At 63.9% G+C, this 13,380-nt stretch carries 18 protein-coding genes and 1 tRNA gene; 8 read left to right on the forward strand and 11 right to left on the reverse strand.

The features are described from left to right. Positions 1-23: 23 nt before the first annotated feature. From purH to ECTHA_RS0109665, 3 genes are all read right to left on the reverse strand, one after another. Positions 24-1,604, reverse strand: coding sequence for a bifunctional phosphoribosylaminoimidazolecarboxamide formyltransferase/IMP cyclohydrolase (purH, locus tag ECTHA_RS0109655; RefSeq protein ID WP_025280418.1), 1,581 nt, complete (start codon positions 1,602-1,604; stop codon positions 24-26). A gap of 363 nt (positions 1,605-1,967) precedes the next feature. Further along, on the reverse strand, positions 1,968-2,273 hold the full coding sequence (locus tag ECTHA_RS0109660) for a (2Fe-2S) ferredoxin domain-containing protein (RefSeq protein ID WP_025280419.1): 306 nt from the start codon (positions 2,271-2,273) through the stop codon (positions 1,968-1,970). Position 2,274: 1 nt separating this feature from the next. Continuing rightward, a complete protein-coding gene (locus ECTHA_RS0109665) occupies positions 2,275-2,961 on the reverse strand; it encodes a DUF481 domain-containing protein (RefSeq protein WP_025280420.1) in 687 nt (228 codons plus the stop codon). 157 nt (positions 2,962-3,118) lie between these two features. On the opposite strand from ECTHA_RS0109665, the gene ECTHA_RS19025 reads away from it, so the two are divergent. The 7 genes from ECTHA_RS19025 (at position 3,119) to ECTHA_RS0109700 (ending at position 7,532) form a co-directional block, all read left to right on the forward strand. Then, positions 3,119-4,786, forward strand: coding sequence for a (Fe-S)-binding protein (locus ECTHA_RS19025; protein WP_025280421.1), 1,668 nt, complete (start codon positions 3,119-3,121; stop codon positions 4,784-4,786). Positions 4,787-4,908: 122 nt separating this feature from the next. After that, positions 4,909-5,550 (forward strand): 2-polyprenyl-3-methyl-6-methoxy-1,4-benzoquinone monooxygenase, encoded by a 642-nt coding sequence (gene coq7, locus ECTHA_RS0109675; protein WP_025280422.1) that lies wholly within the window; start codon positions 4,909-4,911, stop codon positions 5,548-5,550. A 74-nt stretch (positions 5,551-5,624) separates the two neighbouring features. Beyond that, positions 5,625-6,053, forward strand: coding sequence for a 50S ribosomal protein L13 (gene rplM, locus ECTHA_RS0109680; protein WP_025280423.1), 429 nt, complete (start codon positions 5,625-5,627; stop codon positions 6,051-6,053). A 58-nt stretch (positions 6,054-6,111) separates the two neighbouring features. After that, a complete protein-coding gene (gene rpsI, locus ECTHA_RS0109685) occupies positions 6,112-6,504 on the forward strand; it encodes a 30S ribosomal protein S9 (RefSeq protein ID WP_025280424.1) in 393 nt (130 codons plus the stop codon). A gap of 72 nt (positions 6,505-6,576) precedes the next feature. Next, positions 6,577-6,650: transfer RNA gene (locus ECTHA_RS0109690), tRNA-Gln, on the forward strand. A 112-nt stretch (positions 6,651-6,762) separates the two neighbouring features. Then, positions 6,763-7,122, forward strand: coding sequence for a hypothetical protein (locus tag ECTHA_RS19030; RefSeq protein WP_025280425.1), 360 nt, complete (start codon positions 6,763-6,765; stop codon positions 7,120-7,122). Continuing rightward, positions 7,119-7,532, forward strand: a complete 414-nt coding sequence (locus tag ECTHA_RS0109700; protein WP_025280426.1) for a hypothetical protein — start codon at positions 7,119-7,121, stop codon at positions 7,530-7,532. Before ECTHA_RS19030 ends, ECTHA_RS0109700 begins: the two co-directional genes overlap by 4 nt. Positions 7,533-7,844: 312 nt before the next feature. Here the strand turns inward: ECTHA_RS0109700 and ECTHA_RS0109705 are convergent, their stop codons facing one another. From ECTHA_RS0109705 to ECTHA_RS17885, 8 genes are all read right to left on the reverse strand, one after another. After that, positions 7,845-8,288 carry a hypothetical protein gene (locus ECTHA_RS0109705; RefSeq protein ID WP_025280427.1) on the reverse strand — a complete coding sequence of 148 codons (444 nt, stop codon included), beginning with the start codon at positions 8,286-8,288 and terminating at the stop codon, positions 7,845-7,847. Continuing rightward, positions 8,288-9,361, reverse strand: coding sequence for a phage major capsid protein (locus tag ECTHA_RS0109710; RefSeq protein ID WP_025280428.1), 1,074 nt, complete (start codon positions 9,359-9,361; stop codon positions 8,288-8,290). Before ECTHA_RS0109710 ends, ECTHA_RS0109705 begins: the two co-directional genes overlap by 1 nt. 70 nt (positions 9,362-9,431) lie before the next feature. Further along, positions 9,432-9,800, reverse strand: coding sequence for a hypothetical protein (locus ECTHA_RS0109715; RefSeq protein ID WP_025280429.1), 369 nt, complete (start codon positions 9,798-9,800; stop codon positions 9,432-9,434). Beyond that, a complete protein-coding gene (locus tag ECTHA_RS0109720) occupies positions 9,791-10,108 on the reverse strand; it encodes a helix-turn-helix domain-containing protein (RefSeq protein WP_025280430.1) in 318 nt (105 codons plus the stop codon). Before ECTHA_RS0109720 ends, ECTHA_RS0109715 begins: the two co-directional genes overlap by 10 nt. Further along, positions 10,108-10,635 carry a DUF1441 family protein gene (locus tag ECTHA_RS0109725; RefSeq protein ID WP_025280431.1) on the reverse strand — a complete coding sequence of 176 codons (528 nt, stop codon included), beginning with the start codon at positions 10,633-10,635 and terminating at the stop codon, positions 10,108-10,110. Before ECTHA_RS0109725 ends, ECTHA_RS0109720 begins: the two co-directional genes overlap by 1 nt. A gap of 168 nt (positions 10,636-10,803) precedes the next feature. Further along, positions 10,804-11,238, reverse strand: a complete 435-nt coding sequence (locus ECTHA_RS0109730; RefSeq protein WP_026623697.1) for a sigma factor-like helix-turn-helix DNA-binding protein — start codon at positions 11,236-11,238, stop codon at positions 10,804-10,806. 12 nt (positions 11,239-11,250) lie between these two features. Next, the gene (locus tag ECTHA_RS19035) at positions 11,251-11,721 is read right to left on the reverse strand and encodes a ProQ/FinO family protein (RefSeq protein WP_025280433.1); all 471 of its coding nucleotides are present in this window, start codon (positions 11,719-11,721) and stop codon (positions 11,251-11,253) included. A gap of 95 nt (positions 11,722-11,816) precedes the next feature. Then, positions 11,817-12,497 carry a DUF5131 family protein gene (locus ECTHA_RS17885; RefSeq protein WP_025280434.1) on the reverse strand — a complete coding sequence of 227 codons (681 nt, stop codon included), beginning with the start codon at positions 12,495-12,497 and terminating at the stop codon, positions 11,817-11,819. Positions 12,498-12,702: 205 nt separating this feature from the next. Here ECTHA_RS17885 and istA point away from each other — a divergent pair. Further along, positions 12,703-13,380, forward strand: a 678-nt coding sequence (gene istA, locus ECTHA_RS0109745; RefSeq protein ID WP_026623698.1) for an IS21 family transposase, incomplete at its 3' end; no start/stop codon positions are given.

The raw sequence follows: 13,380 nt of genomic DNA on the forward strand, positions 1-13,380 counted from the left end.
AAGAAAAAGGGTCTGTCCCCATTCTAGTGGCGGAAATGGCGCATGCCGGTGAACATCATCGCCATGCCATGCTCATTGGCGGCGGCAATGACTTCCTCGTCCCGCATGGAGCCCCCGGGCTGGATCACGGCGGTGATCCCGGCCTCATGGGCAGCGTCGATGCCGTCGCGGAAGGGGAAGAAGGCGTCCGAGGCCATTACCGATCCGGCTACCTGCAGATTCTCGTCGGCAGCCTTGATGCCGGCGATACGCGCGGAGTACACCCGGCTCATCTGCCCGGCGCCCACGCCGATGGTCTGGCCGTCGCGCACATAGACAATCGCGTTGGACTTGACGAACTTGGCCACTCGCCAGGCGAACAGCAGATCAGACTGCTCCTGCACGGTAGGGGCCCGCTCGGACACCTGGCGCAGGTCCGAGGGCAGGACCTGTCCCAAATCCCGATCCTGGACCAGCAGGCCGCCATTGACGCGCTTGAAATCCCAGGCGGGTACACCCTTGTCATCCCACTGGCCACATTCCAGCAGGCGCACATTGGGCTTGCCGGCCACCGCCTGGGCCGCCTCCGGCAGCACCTGCGGGGCGATGATCACCTCCACGAACTGACGTTCCACGATGGCCTTGGCCGTGCTGCCGTCCAGGGGGCGATTGAAGGCGATGATGCCACCGAAGGCCGAGGTGGGGTCGGTCTGGAAGGCCTTGTCGTAGGCCGTCAGGCAGTCATGGGCCACTGCCACGCCGCAGGGATTGGCATGCTTGACGATCACGCAGGCCGGCTCGGCAAACTGTTTCACACATTCCAGAGCAGCGTCCGTGTCGGCAATATTGTTGAACGACAGGGCCTTGCCCTGAATCTGCCGGGCCGAGGCCACGCCGGCCTCGGCGGGCTGATGCTCGCGATAGAAGGCGGCGGCCTGGTGCGGGTTCTCCCCGTATCGCAGGTCCATGGCCTTCTCGAATTGCACCGAGAAGGTGCCCGGGAAGGCCTCACGGCTGCCGTCCTCGGCCATGGTGGTCAGATAATTGGCGATGGCGCCATCGTAGCGACCGGTATGGGCATAGGCCTTGGCCGCCAGTTCGAAGCGCAGGCGCTGGGGCAGGGCGCCGTTGCCACTCTCCAGGGCATTGAGCACCCGGTCGTAGTCGGCAGGATCCACGACGATGCCCACGGAAGCATGGTTCTTGGCGGCGGCCCGAACCATGGCGGGTCCACCGATGTCGATGTTCTCGATGGCGTCTTCCAGGGTGCAATCGGGCTTGGCGACCGTCGCCTCGAAGGGGTACAGGTTCACCACCACCAGGTCGATGGGGGGGATGTCATGGTCCTGCATGGCCTGATCATCCACGCCGCGCCGGCCCAGGATGCCCCCGTGGATCTTGGGATGGAGGGTCTTCACCCGCCCGGCCATCATCTCGGGAAAGCCGGTGTGGGCCGACACTTCCTTGACAGGCACGCCGGCTTCGGCCAGCAAACGGGCAGTACCGCCGGTGGACAGGATTTCCACGCCGCGCGCGGCCAGTGCCTGGGCAAAGGGCAGCAGCCCCGTCTTGTCGGAAACGCTGATCAGGGCGCGGGTCACGGGTCGGGAATCGGCTTGGGTCATGGGCTTCGGCTACGGTTGGAGGAGGGTGTGAAAAAGGGTGGGATTATACGCGGCGAGGGGTGGGCAAGGCTAACCCCGTGATTTTCCTGTGGGAGCGGGCCCCGCCCGCGAAAGCGGCGGGCACATAAGCAACCCTTGGGCAAACGCCCAAAAAAAAAGCGCGGCTTGAGGAGCCGCGCCAAAACCACCAAAGGAGGATGGAGGAGTATACCGAACCCCGGAATTGCTCCGAGAAACAGTATGGCTCTACTATCGTATGCTGCACTGCACATGTCAACCCCTACAGGAGGTTAGCCGCGTTTCTGGTGATGAGCGGCAGGCTTGCGGGGATGGATGGTGCGATGCACAATCGCGCCGCCGTCTTCAGAGCTTGAGTCGCTCCACCACCCGTCCATGCTGCAGGTGCTCATCGACGATCTCGTCGATGTCCCGCTCATCGGCAAAGGTGTACCAGACGCCTTCGGGGTAAACCACCGCCACGGGTCCCTCGTTGCAGCGGTCCAGGCAGCCGGCGGCATTCACTCGCACGCCGCCCTTGCCGGTGATGTTCAGGGCCTTGGCCCGCTGCTTGGCGTGGTTGCGCAGTTCACTGGCACGAAAGTGCTGGCAGCAGTTGCCGTCCTCGCGCTCGTTGGTGCAGAAAAAGATGTGTCGTGTGTAGTAGGCCATGTCAGTTCCACAGGTCGTAGACCAGGCTGATGGAGGTGATGGTATCAGTCTTGTCCCGGTCCTCGGGCACATCGGTATTATGCTTCACAGTCAGGGCGAAGCGGGCGGTAAAGCGGTCATTCAAACGGTAGCGCAGGGCGCTGATGGACTCCACCTCGGTGTTGTCGTCGCCGGCCTGGATCAGCAGATCCTCGGTGAAACGCAGGGCAGAGTTGATGCGATAGTCCAGGGCGCCGGCGCCCCGGAAGATGGTTTCGTTCTCGCTATCGCCGTCCTCCAGGCGGGCCTGTCGCGCACCGGCGCCGGCCTCCAGGTCCAGTCGCAAACGTTCGGTATCGGCCACGCGGCGGCCATAGCCTGCCGACAGGGAGCGTTGATAGTCGTAGCCGCTGAAGCGATCCTTCTCGGTACGGAGCGCGCCGAACAGGTAGTCCCGCGCGGTCAACTTGCGATCCGTCTGGAACGTACCCAGATAGCGTTCCTGGGTGGTGGCGCCATCCTCCGAGCCGGTGAAGGCCTCCAGCTGCAGGGTGTGGCGCCACAAGGGTATTTCATAGCGCAGGCGGCTGCGGGCGCTGATGTTCTGGGAGTCGGTATTGCCGCTGGAGAACACGGCCCCGAATTCGGCATCCCCGCTCCAGCCCTCGTTCTCGCCCCATTCCGCGTAAAGGGTAGGGGAGGCCAGCATCAAGGCGCTGCTACAATAGGCGCAAAGCAACCGCATTCGACACACTTTCAAGGCTCCTTCGGTGAATGAGTTTGAGGCCAAACCCTAACAGATCCGGTGCGTGGTCTTCCTCACGCCCCGTCGCGGTTCCCCGAAACCCAACCCGAGTCAGCACCGCATGAATCCCCTTGCCCTGTTCCGCAGATCCCGGCCGGCACCCACGCGGAAACCCGGATCCTCCCTGGTGCCCTACGTGCAGAGACAGAAGGATTATTCGTCTCTCAAGGATACGGATCTGTGCGTCAAGTGCGGCCTCTGTTTGCCCCATTGCCCCACCTATCTGGCCACTCTCGACGAGGGCGACTCTCCGCGAGGTCGGATCACCCTCATGCAGGGGCTGATGCAGGGGCATCTGCGGGATGACGCGGCCGTGCGTCGGCATCTGGAGAGTTGCGTGCAATGCCGGGCCTGTGAGGCAGTGTGCCCCTCCCTCGTGCCCTTTGGGCGGCTGATGGACGCAGCACGGGCCGAGTTGATTCCTCCAGGCGGTCGTGGGCCGGTGAAGGGTTACCTGCTGCGTCATGATGGCAGCCGGCGCGTGGCCGCCCGTTCTTTCCGTTTGGCACAGATGCTGGGCCTGGTGCGGCTGGCCAGCTGGCTGGGCTCCCGGCGCCGCCCCGGAATGGCTCGGGCCGCCTCCTATCTCATGGGCATGCCACTGAACCGGGGTCTCCGAACCATGCCCTTGAGCAAGGTGCCACGGTTGCCGGCGCCTGGGGCGGATGCAACGCTGGACGAAAAATCAGGGCGCTCCCTGCCAAGCCCGTCGGCCCCAAAGCCGACGCAGCAGCCGGCGGCTTTGGAGGCTGATGCTTCATCATCGCAGTCGGAGCGGGCAGGGCGATCGGATGGCGGCGCACCCCCCGTAGAGCGTCAGGAGGCGTCCAGACAGGCCCAGCAGGATCAGCGGGGTGACAAGGGCGCAAGTGGTGCGGCTGGGCGAGACGCCGGGAAGCCCTCGGCCGCCTCGACAACGGCCAGGGTGTCGACCGCAGCCAGCGGCAAGCAGGGCGGCCAGGATAAGCTGCCGGTGGCGACCACCAGGGTCAAGGCCCGGGCCATCACCCTGTTCACCGGCTGCACGGGAGAGGCCCTGGATGCCCGGGCGGTCCAGGCCGCGCGGCAGGTGCTGGAATGCCTGGGTTACCGGGTGTCCGTGCCCGAGCATCAGGTATGTTGCGGTGCCCTGGATCAGCATGCGGGTCGTCCCAAGGCCGCCGCCGACCTGGCTCGGCGCAATCAGACTCTCATGGGAGGGCAGGGTGGCCCGGTGCTCAGCCTCAACAGCGGCTGCCGGGCGCAGCTCAAGTCCGAGGTCTATGCCTTCACCGAGGTGGGTGATCATGCCCTGATGGGGCGCGTGGCCGACCTGTGCGTGTTGCTGGCAGAAGAAGACCTCAAGCCGCTGAAACTCCGTCAGGAGCCGCTCCGGGTGGCCGTGCACACCCCCTGCACGCTGCGCCATGTGCTCAAGGAACACGAGGCCCTGGAGGCCCTGGCTCGTCGTCTGCCGGGAGTCGAGGTGCTGCCCCTGCCGGAGAATGCCCTGTGCTGTGGTGCCGCAGGCAGTTACATGCTCACGCATCCGAAAATGGCGGATCATCTGTTGTCGCCAAAGCTGGATGCACTGGAGCAGTTGGCCCCGGATGTGCTGCTCACCGCCAACGTGGGCTGCGCCATTCATTTCGTCACCGGCCTCAAGCGCCGCCGCCTCCCCATCCAGGTCCTGGGCCCGGCGGAACTGCTCCAGGCCCGCTCCCAGGTCCTGCAGACCAGCAGCGGTTGATCCGGAAGCCCTGCCCTGTGGGAGCGGGCCTCGCCCGCGAATGCGGCGAGCACCTGGCCCACCTTGAGTGGCCACGCCGTCACCCTGTATTCTGGTCAGGTATCCACCCGAGGCCCACGCCCATGCGCCGACTCTCTCCCACCGATCGCCTGCTCTCGGCCTGTGACGAGGCCTTGTGCACCTTGTTTGGTCGCCCCCGGGCCACCGAACGGCCCGACCCGGCCGAGCTCATGCCCGAGCCGGACCTGGATGACAACGCCCGGGCGCTGTCGGCCCGCCTGATGCGCGTGAACCACGCCGGGGAGGTGGCTGCCCAGGGTCTATACCAGGGCCAGGCCCTCACCGCCCGTCGTGAGGAAGTGCGCGAACGCATGGAACGCTCCGCCCGGGAGGAGAACGACCACCTGGCCTGGTGCGCCAATCGACTGCGGGTGCTGGACGGTCACACCAGCGTGCTCAACCCCCTGTGGTATGCCGGCTCCTTCACCCTGGGTGCCCTGGCCGGGGCAGCGGGGGACAAGTGGAGTCTCGGCTTCGTCAATGAGACCGAGCAGCAGGTGGTACGTCACCTGGATGACCACCTGGGGCGTATCGTTGTCGAGGACGGACCCACCCGCGCCGTGCTCGAACAGATGAAGATCGACGAGGCCCACCACGGCGAACTGGCCATGTCCCTGGGGGGCGCAGAACTGCCCTGGCCGGTGCGGCGAGTGATGATGCCAGCGGTGTCCAAGGTCATGACCCGCATCGCATATTGGGTTTGAGGCTTGAAACCCATTGCGGATATGGCTAAACTTCCGCGCTTTCCGTAATTCAAGACCACCCTGGAGTTCAGGCAATGAAGACCTTTAGCGCCAAGCCCGCTGAAGTCAACCGCGATTGGTACGTGGTGGACGCCTCCGGCAAGACCCTGGGCAGGCTCGCCACCGAACTGGCTCGTCGCCTGCGTGGCAAGCACAAGCCCGAGTACACCCCCCACGTGGATACCGGTGACTACATCGTGGTTGTCAATGCCTCCAAGGTGCGCCTGAGCGGCAACAAAGACTCCGACAAGATGTACTATCATCACACGGGTTACGTCGGGCACATGAAGTCCGCCAGCGCCCAGCAGATCCGGGACACCCACCCCGAGCGGCTGATCGAGATCGCCGTGAAGGGCATGCTGCCCAAGAACCCTTTGGGTCGGGCCATGTTCAAGAAGCTGAAGGTCTACGGCGGCAGCGAACATCGCCACACCGCCCAGCAGCCGCAGCCGCTGGACATCTGAATCAATTCCCAGTGCGCCGCCAACGCGGCGCCGGACAGCACACAGAGCAGGTCAAGTCATGGCAACAACCCAGAACTACGGAACCGGACGCCGCAAAGAGGCCTCTGCGCGTGTTTTCCTGCGCCCGGGCAAGGGTGACATCGTCGTCAACAAGAAGCCGCTGGAAGAGTTCTTCGGCCGGGAAACCTCCCGTATGGTGGTGCGCCAGCCGCTGGAAGTCTCCGAAAACCTGAACCGCTTCGACGTGGTCGCCACGGTGTCCGGCGGCGGCGCCAACGGTCAGGCCGGCGCCATCCGTCTGGGCATCGCCCGTGCCCTGGTGGAGTATGACGAAAACCTGCGCGGCAAGATGCGCGAATTCGGCTACCTGACCCGCGACGCCCGTGAGGTGGAGCGCAAGAAGGTCGGCCTGCGCAAGGCCCGCCGCGCCACGCAGTACAGCAAGCGCTAAGCGTTTCTCTGGCTGCCCGGGATCGGCGCTTGAATTGTCAGGCGCCGATCCTGTAGCGTTACCCATATCCCTTGGGGGATCGTCTAGCGGTAGGACTACGGACTCTGACTCCGTCAACCCAGGTTCGAATCCTGGTCCCCCAGCCATACAAATCAGCGACTTGCAGCCCGCCAGGGCGGATAAGCAAAGATCCATGTAATCGCTGAGTAATCGTCTGGCGGCGCCTTTGCCTCAATTCAACTTGAGGAGGCGCCAGCCATGACGACACCAAACACCATCCCCAGCATTGAACAGCATCCCCGAGGATCCCGGGAACGTCTGCGCGCCATCGTCGCGCTCACCCGCCAGCGCCGGGAGACTGCCCACCAGATCCGGGCGGAAGTCCAGGGGGGTGATCCCGGGATTGCCGACCTGGCACAGACCATGTGGGAGATTGACCCCATCAAGCTCTCCCCTGCCGACCTGGACCGCATCAACGCGGCGGCGGTGAACCTCCTTCACGAATCCATCCCCGAGATGAATCGGCACCAGCTCAACACGCTGGCCGATGATTTGGACGCGCTCGCCAGATCGGTTGAGCGGCGGCTTGTTGAAGTTGAACAGGGGGTGTCGGCATGAGCAAGGAACAGGACGCCATCCACGCGAAGATATACGGCGCCACGGGCAAGCTCTCGGCGGTTGCCGATATGCTCAGATCCGCCAATGAACTCCCGGATGATGCATTGCCCAGCGTGGCCGAGATCATCCTGGGGTTGGCCGATGAACTCAACGGGCTTGGCGCTGATGTCGAATTGATGTGGGCCAGCACCAGCCAGCCCGATGGTCGGTCATGGGAGAGCCTGGCCCGGGAATCGGCGGCCACCCTGGATGAACTGGGCGTGATCGCTGAACAGGTGCGGACGCAGCTTTGGGCGGTGGTTCAGCTCATGGACGGTGACGAGTCTCACCACCTGCGGCCCCTGGCGGTCATCGCGCTTGATCGGGCGGAAGACGCAGCCCGGATCATCCAGGATGGGATGAAAGACTGATCCCGGAAACCACGCATCATTCGGCCCTGGGTTCACGCTCAGGGTCTTTTTTTGGACGAAAAAAGCCCCGGCAGTGCCAGGGCAATGCCGCTTGCTTCCCCGGGGTGCGACGTACCCCGTTCCGATTTCCCGGCCTGGTTCGGACTACCAGGCACCGGCCATAAGGCCCCGGGTGAGGATCAGCCTGCATCGTGTGACGCGCATGGAGTACACGCCTCCGGTGATGCCCCTGGGCAGTGCCCAGCCGGTGGCCAGTCATTGCAGATCCCGGGTGGCCTATGACCGGCCTTCCTCAGCCACCCGGGCGATGATTCAGATTTCAGACTCGGCCCTTTCCAGGGCTTCCGGTTCGGGCACGACTGCGGGCAGTCCATCAAGAAAATCCTCGGGCGGATGGGCCGGGTAGCTGCCGAGGGCCTGAACGGCCTCATGCACGGCGCCATCAAGCCCGTGAGGGGCATCGTCCCGGCAGTAGCAGCACCACCGATAACGGGCCAGCACCTCCAAGGCCTCCCTGATCCCTGCCTTTTCCTCATGCATGCGCTCGGTCCAGTAGACGCGGTGGGCCTCCTGGGCGTCGTGGTAGGCGCTTTCCAGCTTCGACTCCAGGCCTTCGGCGGCCTGCCGTGCCTTCGTCATCTGGTCGGGCGTACCATCGGCCCGGGTGGCTGCCAGCTTGTCCAGGGCCTTGCTCAGATCCGCATCCAGCTTGTCGAGCCGCTTCAGGGCCGCTTCCAAGGATTTACGGTCAGGCATCACTCACCACCTCGGATAGCCAGGCGCGACACCATGCCGACACCCAGATCAGCCAGGAACTTGAGCGCGATACCATCAAATCGGTCACTGGGCAGGCGGGTAGGGCCAACGGTGATCGGCCAACCGCGATCGTTCATGCTGAGCACGGCCACGACCGGGAACACGGTCGGGTCCGGCAGCAGATACCAGCGGCCCGCAGGCAGGTGGGGCGTTGCCGTGACGCTGACACCCGCGCCGGTTTCGGTGACGAGCTGGCGTCCGTTGTACTCCAGGCCGGCAGTGTGCAGAAGCTCGTTCGCCTCCAGCTCGGACGCGGCACTGACGACCAGGTGCCTGGCGGTCATGTTGGCCGGCTCAGCCTTGCGGCCAAGGTTGATTTTCATGGTGCGCAGGGCGGCCATTGCCTGGGAAAGTCCGGCCTTGGTCAGGGCGGATTCAACGCGGTTGCCATGATCGGCATGGAACACGGGCTCACCATCGGCCAGGGTGTCGGTGTTCTCCAATGCGTCATAGACCATGCGGCCCTCCAGTCTGCCGGCAGATCCACCCAATGCTGAAAAGGCCTCGGCCAGGGTGTCCCACTGATCGTTGACGATCACGCGGCGCGACACCTTCAGGGCGGTGCCGAAACTGCGCAGCTTCAAAACCTCGCCGCGATTGATCCGCAATTCGTCATGGCGAACCTCGGAAAGCTCGGCCTGCTCATGCAGACCATCACCCAGATCAGCGGTCGGCAATTCGACCGGGCGGAAGTCGGGCGCATTCTTGCGGGCGCAGAATCGGCGGTGCTCGGTGCCGACATCAAACTGCCGAACCATCAGGCGTTCGAGAGCCCTGGACATGCCCATCAAGTAGTCGGTGGAGAGCATTCCCATGCTCATCACGGCGTGATCTGACGCCGGGCGTGGTCTGCCATCACGGGCAATGACAAGCTCCCCGGTCAGCCGGGCAAGCTCCGCTAGGTCCATGCGGGCGCAGGCGTCAGAATCAGGATGGGCAGCGGTCGGGTTGATGCCTGAGCGCTTCAACAATCCATCAGGCAAGGCGTCCAGGGCGGCGATCGGGTCGAGCATGTTGTGGTTCTCCGGTATCTGTTTGTCCATACAGTACCGGGTGGCCACTGACAGGGCGCGGGATGGTTTGTCAGTCGCGGATCAGCTCATAGAGTCGGCGGCGGGATCTCAGGGGGCGGGCTCCAGATTGCCAGGCGTCCCACAGGTGCCGGTCCACGGGGCTGGCCGGGGGTTGGTCACGATACCGGGGCAAGACTCGGGCCTCGAATCGGGCTACGGAAGCGGCCAGGCGTCCGGCCTGGGTCCAGGGGGTAGAGCCACCCACTGCCTCAGCGGCCCGGAGCAAGGCGGCATTGCGGCGGCGCACACGCTCAAATCCAGCCAGGTGGAAGCCATCCCCTCGGCGGTAGCGCTTCAGGGCCTTGAGCAGTTCATCACGGTCGGCCCCGGGCAATGGCTGGCCAGCCTCCAGGGCGGCGATGACCTCAGTCAAAGCCATGTGTCGGTGCGCTCCAGGCCGCGACGTGGGCGGGGACTCTCCAGGTTGCGGCGGCGGGTTTCACTGATCCAGCGGTAAACGGTCGAGACGTGGACCTCCACCTGGTCGGCTGCCTCCTTCACGGTGGCACCTTGTCGGATCAGTGCCAGGGCATGTTGACGCCTTTCGTTGACCTGACGGAGATAGATTTTCTCGCCTGCCCAGCGGCTGCGGATGCTGGAGACGATGGCGCTGGCCACCTGAGAGGCATCAGGCCGGTCAGGCAGGTGCCGGGTGATCTGCTTTTTCAGATCCGCCAGGAAGTCCATCAGCTCAAGCCCCTGAGTAACCATTCACGGGCGGCGGCATAGTCAGCAGGTGCGCCGGTGTCCAGGCTGGCCAGATCATCCGCCAGGGTGTTCATGGATTCGTGAACGATCGTCTCCACCACCTCGGCAGCTTCCCCGGTCATGCCGGTTTTGCGCTCCAGGGTGTCGGGCAGACTGAGCAGGTGTTGGGCGATGGCCGAGAAGGCCCGGGCGACGGTGCTCTGAACCTCATCAACCGGGATCAGCTCCCGGTCCCTGGTCTGGAGTTGGCGCCGCTTCAATTCCGAGTCGTACCACGCACGGCGATCGGTGGGGTTGAGCAGGCCCGGGTCCACCTCGTCACCTTCGGGCGTAGCTGCCGGCCTGGTCAGCGGGGGGAGAACATCGGTCAGGCGGTAGACCGGGTGACCGCGTTGATGGGCTGCCGGTTGCACTCCCTCGATACGGCGGAGAATGTAATCCCGGTCGAGGCCGGTCAGCTTGGACAGGGCGCGAATGGAAACGGTCGGGTATTGCTTCGCTGTCATGGTTTTCCTTGTCAATCAACGGGCTGGCGGTGGGGGTTAAGGGGGTCTGTAAACTCTGGAAACACGGGGTGCGAATTACCCGCGCCTGAGCCGTTTCCCCCAAGGACCCAAAGCGTTTTCCACACACCACACGCCACCTCGCCACGCCTGCGCGCCGCTCTCGTGCGCTCAGCGTTCGTCCTGATGTGTGTGGTGATCGGCCATCCATTCCCGATCATCGCGAACGAACAGATCCTCAGCGGTGATCCCGCGTTCCTCCAAGATGAACCTGATTTTCCTCAGCGCCTCCCGTTCGATCTGCTGCGCTCGCTGCCGGGATACTCCCAACGCCTGGCCGACTTCATCGAATGTGCATAGGGCTTCACCGGGGTTGAGTATCACGGCAGTCTCCAGGGGGCAGGGGGGGGGGCTCAGGTCGATGGCCTCAAGGGCCTGGCGATGGATCACGCGCTGGCCGTTGATGATCCTGGTGGCCAGGGCGCCGGACTCAATCAGACGGGATAGCAAGGCCGGATCTTTCGCATGGGCCCGGGCCCGGTCGGTCGAGATGTAGATGGGGGGCGATACTCTCATCATGGGCCCCTGGTAGTGGGTGGACTCCATTTTACTTTCCTATCACAATCGTTGCACTGATTTGCTTTCCCTATGTCGAGCCTTGAGGCTCAACGTGGGGCGCTTCCCGGTCGTTGCTGGAGCGGTTGCCTTTGGTGCTGGCTTGCGCCTCCCATTTCGCTTCTGCTGCTTTGCGCGCTTCCGGTCCTCCAGGATCTTCCCCCGGGCGTGTTGCTGCTGCTCTGCGGTGATGGCCTCGGCCTGACTGCCATCCAGGTTGACGCGATGGGAGCCATCGGCCACGGCGACGTGGTAGCTCAGGCGGTTGCACCATCCAGCGAATGCGGCCCTTACCGTGATGCCGCTGAATCCTGCCTCCCGAGCGACCTCCCTGATCTGCTTGTGAACGCCAACGGTCAGGGGCTTGGGCGGTTCGCTGAATGCCTGGGGCCATGTCGATTTCAGCCACTCCCGGCATTCCCGGATTCGCTGGCCCCGGGCCTGCTTTGCGGTCAATTCGGTTTCGTCGGTCATTACTGGACTCCTTTGCAGTTCTGGATGGCGTGGGGCGGGATTTCCACCCCATGCCTTACCCTTGCATGGGTGCCGATCGTCGCTTAGACGCGCTCTCAGGCGGTCGGCCTTTCGCTGCTGATTGCTGGCCACCTCATGACCACCTGGCCATCCATCGTTTTGCCTCCCTTGCCTCGGACCGCTCCCCATTGCTTGAAGAAAAAGGCCACACCTTGCGCCTCACACTGGCGGCGGACGCTATAAGCCCACTCCGGCTTCATCGGCCTTGCTCCTGCCCCTGATTCACCTCCAACGATGACCCAGTGGATGCCGGTCAAATCCAGTTCTCCCAGATCCTCCAGCAGCGGTTCCACGCTCAGGAATCGAACACGGGCGGGCACCTGGCGGAGATGGTCAATCCTGGGCAGTCCATGCTTTCGATCCTCCACGGTGACGCCAAGCCAGACATTCGGGTAACCGTCCTCCCAGTCGGGCGGCAGGCATTGCTTGATCCTGGGTGCCCGCTTGGTCAGTAGTTGCCAGTCCAGGGAGGGGGTGGCCCGGACAGCCTCCCACAGGCGATCACGCTGGCTTTCCGGTGCGTTCTTGTCGCACCAGTCGCACATGGACCCGCAGAACACGCGGTGACGCTCTCCGGCTTTCTTGGCCTTGCGGTTCCAGGTGCGAGGCTTTCCCCAGTTGGATTCGCTCAGGATCTTGGGCGGATCTTCCCAGTGGTTCCCACCAGTGCGGCGGTCGAGCGCGGCGGCGTAACAGTTGTCACAGCCTGGGGCCACGCGGGTGCAGCCCCACCAGGTGCGTATTCCGGAGCAAGGTTGCCACTGATTCCACGGCAAGCCTGCCACCCATTCCAGGGGAAAGCTGCCACTGATTCCACGGCAAGGCTGCCACCCAGGCAGAGGCGCTGAGTCGACTCATCGAAGTGTCCAGACGCGGGATAACTTACCGGTAGGCTGGTCCTTTCCATCCGGGGAAGGTCAGATGCCAGCGAAGAGGTTATCCATGCGGAAGATCAAAGAAGTCCTACGCCTCAAATGGGAGCGAGGGCTGAGCAACCGCCAGGTCGCATTGGCCTGCGGTATCAGTCGTCCCACCGTGAGGGAGTATCTTCGGCGTTTTGCCGAGGCGGGTTTGAGTTGGCCATTGCCAGAGGACCTGGGCGAAAGTCGCCTGGAGCAGTTGTTATTTCCGCCCCCTCCAGACCTGCCAGCCCATGCCCGGGTCGTACCGGACTGGCATCGGGTCAAAGAGGAGTTGAGGGGCAAGCACGTCACCCTTTTCCTGATCTGGCAGGAGTACCGGGAAGCCCATCCAGAGGGGTATCAGTACAGCTGGTTTTGCGAGAACTATCGGGCCTGGCAGGGCAAGCTGGACATGGTGATGCGTCAGGACCACCGGGCTGGAGAGAAGCTGTTTGTGGACTATGCCGGCCAGACTGTGCCAGTCATTGATCGCAATACCGGGGAGATCCGCGGGGCTCAGATCTTCGTGGCAGTGCTTGGGGCGTCCAATTACAGCTATGCAGAGCCGGCCTGGAGCCAGACACTGCCCGACTGGATTGGATCCCACATCCGGGCCTTCGAGTTCTTCGGAGGTGTGCCAGAGCTGGTGGTGCCGGACAACCTGAAATCGGGCGTCACCAAGGCGCATCGTTACGAT

This window comes from Ectothiorhodospira haloalkaliphila ATCC 51935 (genome assembly GCF_000633935.1).
Classification (GTDB): domain Bacteria; phylum Pseudomonadota; class Gammaproteobacteria; order Ectothiorhodospirales; family Ectothiorhodospiraceae; genus Ectothiorhodospira; species Ectothiorhodospira haloalkaliphila.

What these genes read in the sequence shown, in the direction of transcription:
- rplM (WP_025280423.1), top strand. Translation starts at nt 5,625, where the DNA reads ATGAAGACCTTTAGCGCCAAGCCCGCTGAAGTCAACCGCGATTGGTAC.
- ECTHA_RS19035 (WP_025280433.1), bottom strand. Translation starts at nt 11,721, where the DNA reads ATGACCGACGAAACCGAATTGACCGCAAAGCAGGCCCGGGGCCAGCGA.
- ECTHA_RS0109710 (WP_025280428.1), bottom strand. Translation starts at nt 9,361, where the DNA reads ATGCTCGACCCGATCGCCGCCCTGGACGCCTTGCCTGATGGATTGTTG.
- ECTHA_RS0109660 (WP_025280419.1), bottom strand. Translation starts at nt 2,273, where the DNA reads ATGGCCTACTACACACGACACATCTTTTTCTGCACCAACGAGCGCGAG.
- ECTHA_RS0109700 (WP_025280426.1), top strand. Translation starts at nt 7,119, where the DNA reads ATGAGCAAGGAACAGGACGCCATCCACGCGAAGATATACGGCGCCACG.
- ECTHA_RS0109715 (WP_025280429.1), bottom strand. Translation starts at nt 9,800, where the DNA reads ATGGCTTTGACTGAGGTCATCGCCGCCCTGGAGGCTGGCCAGCCATTG.
- ECTHA_RS0109725 (WP_025280431.1), bottom strand. Translation starts at nt 10,635, where the DNA reads ATGACAGCGAAGCAATACCCGACCGTTTCCATTCGCGCCCTGTCCAAG.
- ECTHA_RS0109720 (WP_025280430.1), bottom strand. Translation starts at nt 10,108, where the DNA reads ATGGACTTCCTGGCGGATCTGAAAAAGCAGATCACCCGGCACCTGCCT.
- ECTHA_RS0109730 (WP_026623697.1), bottom strand. Translation starts at nt 11,238, where the DNA reads ATGGAGTCCACCCACTACCAGGGGCCCATGATGAGAGTATCGCCCCCC.
- ECTHA_RS19030 (WP_025280425.1), top strand. Translation starts at nt 6,763, where the DNA reads ATGACGACACCAAACACCATCCCCAGCATTGAACAGCATCCCCGAGGA.
- ECTHA_RS19025 (WP_025280421.1), top strand. Translation starts at nt 3,119, where the DNA reads ATGAATCCCCTTGCCCTGTTCCGCAGATCCCGGCCGGCACCCACGCGG.
- coq7 (WP_025280422.1), top strand. Translation starts at nt 4,909, where the DNA reads ATGCGCCGACTCTCTCCCACCGATCGCCTGCTCTCGGCCTGTGACGAG.
- rpsI (WP_025280424.1), top strand. Translation starts at nt 6,112, where the DNA reads ATGGCAACAACCCAGAACTACGGAACCGGACGCCGCAAAGAGGCCTCT.
- ECTHA_RS0109665 (WP_025280420.1), bottom strand. Translation starts at nt 2,961, where the DNA reads ATGCTGGCCTCCCCTACCCTTTACGCGGAATGGGGCGAGAACGAGGGC.
- ECTHA_RS0109705 (WP_025280427.1), bottom strand. Translation starts at nt 8,288, where the DNA reads ATGCCTGACCGTAAATCCTTGGAAGCGGCCCTGAAGCGGCTCGACAAG.
- purH (WP_025280418.1), bottom strand. Translation starts at nt 1,604, where the DNA reads ATGACCCAAGCCGATTCCCGACCCGTGACCCGCGCCCTGATCAGCGTT.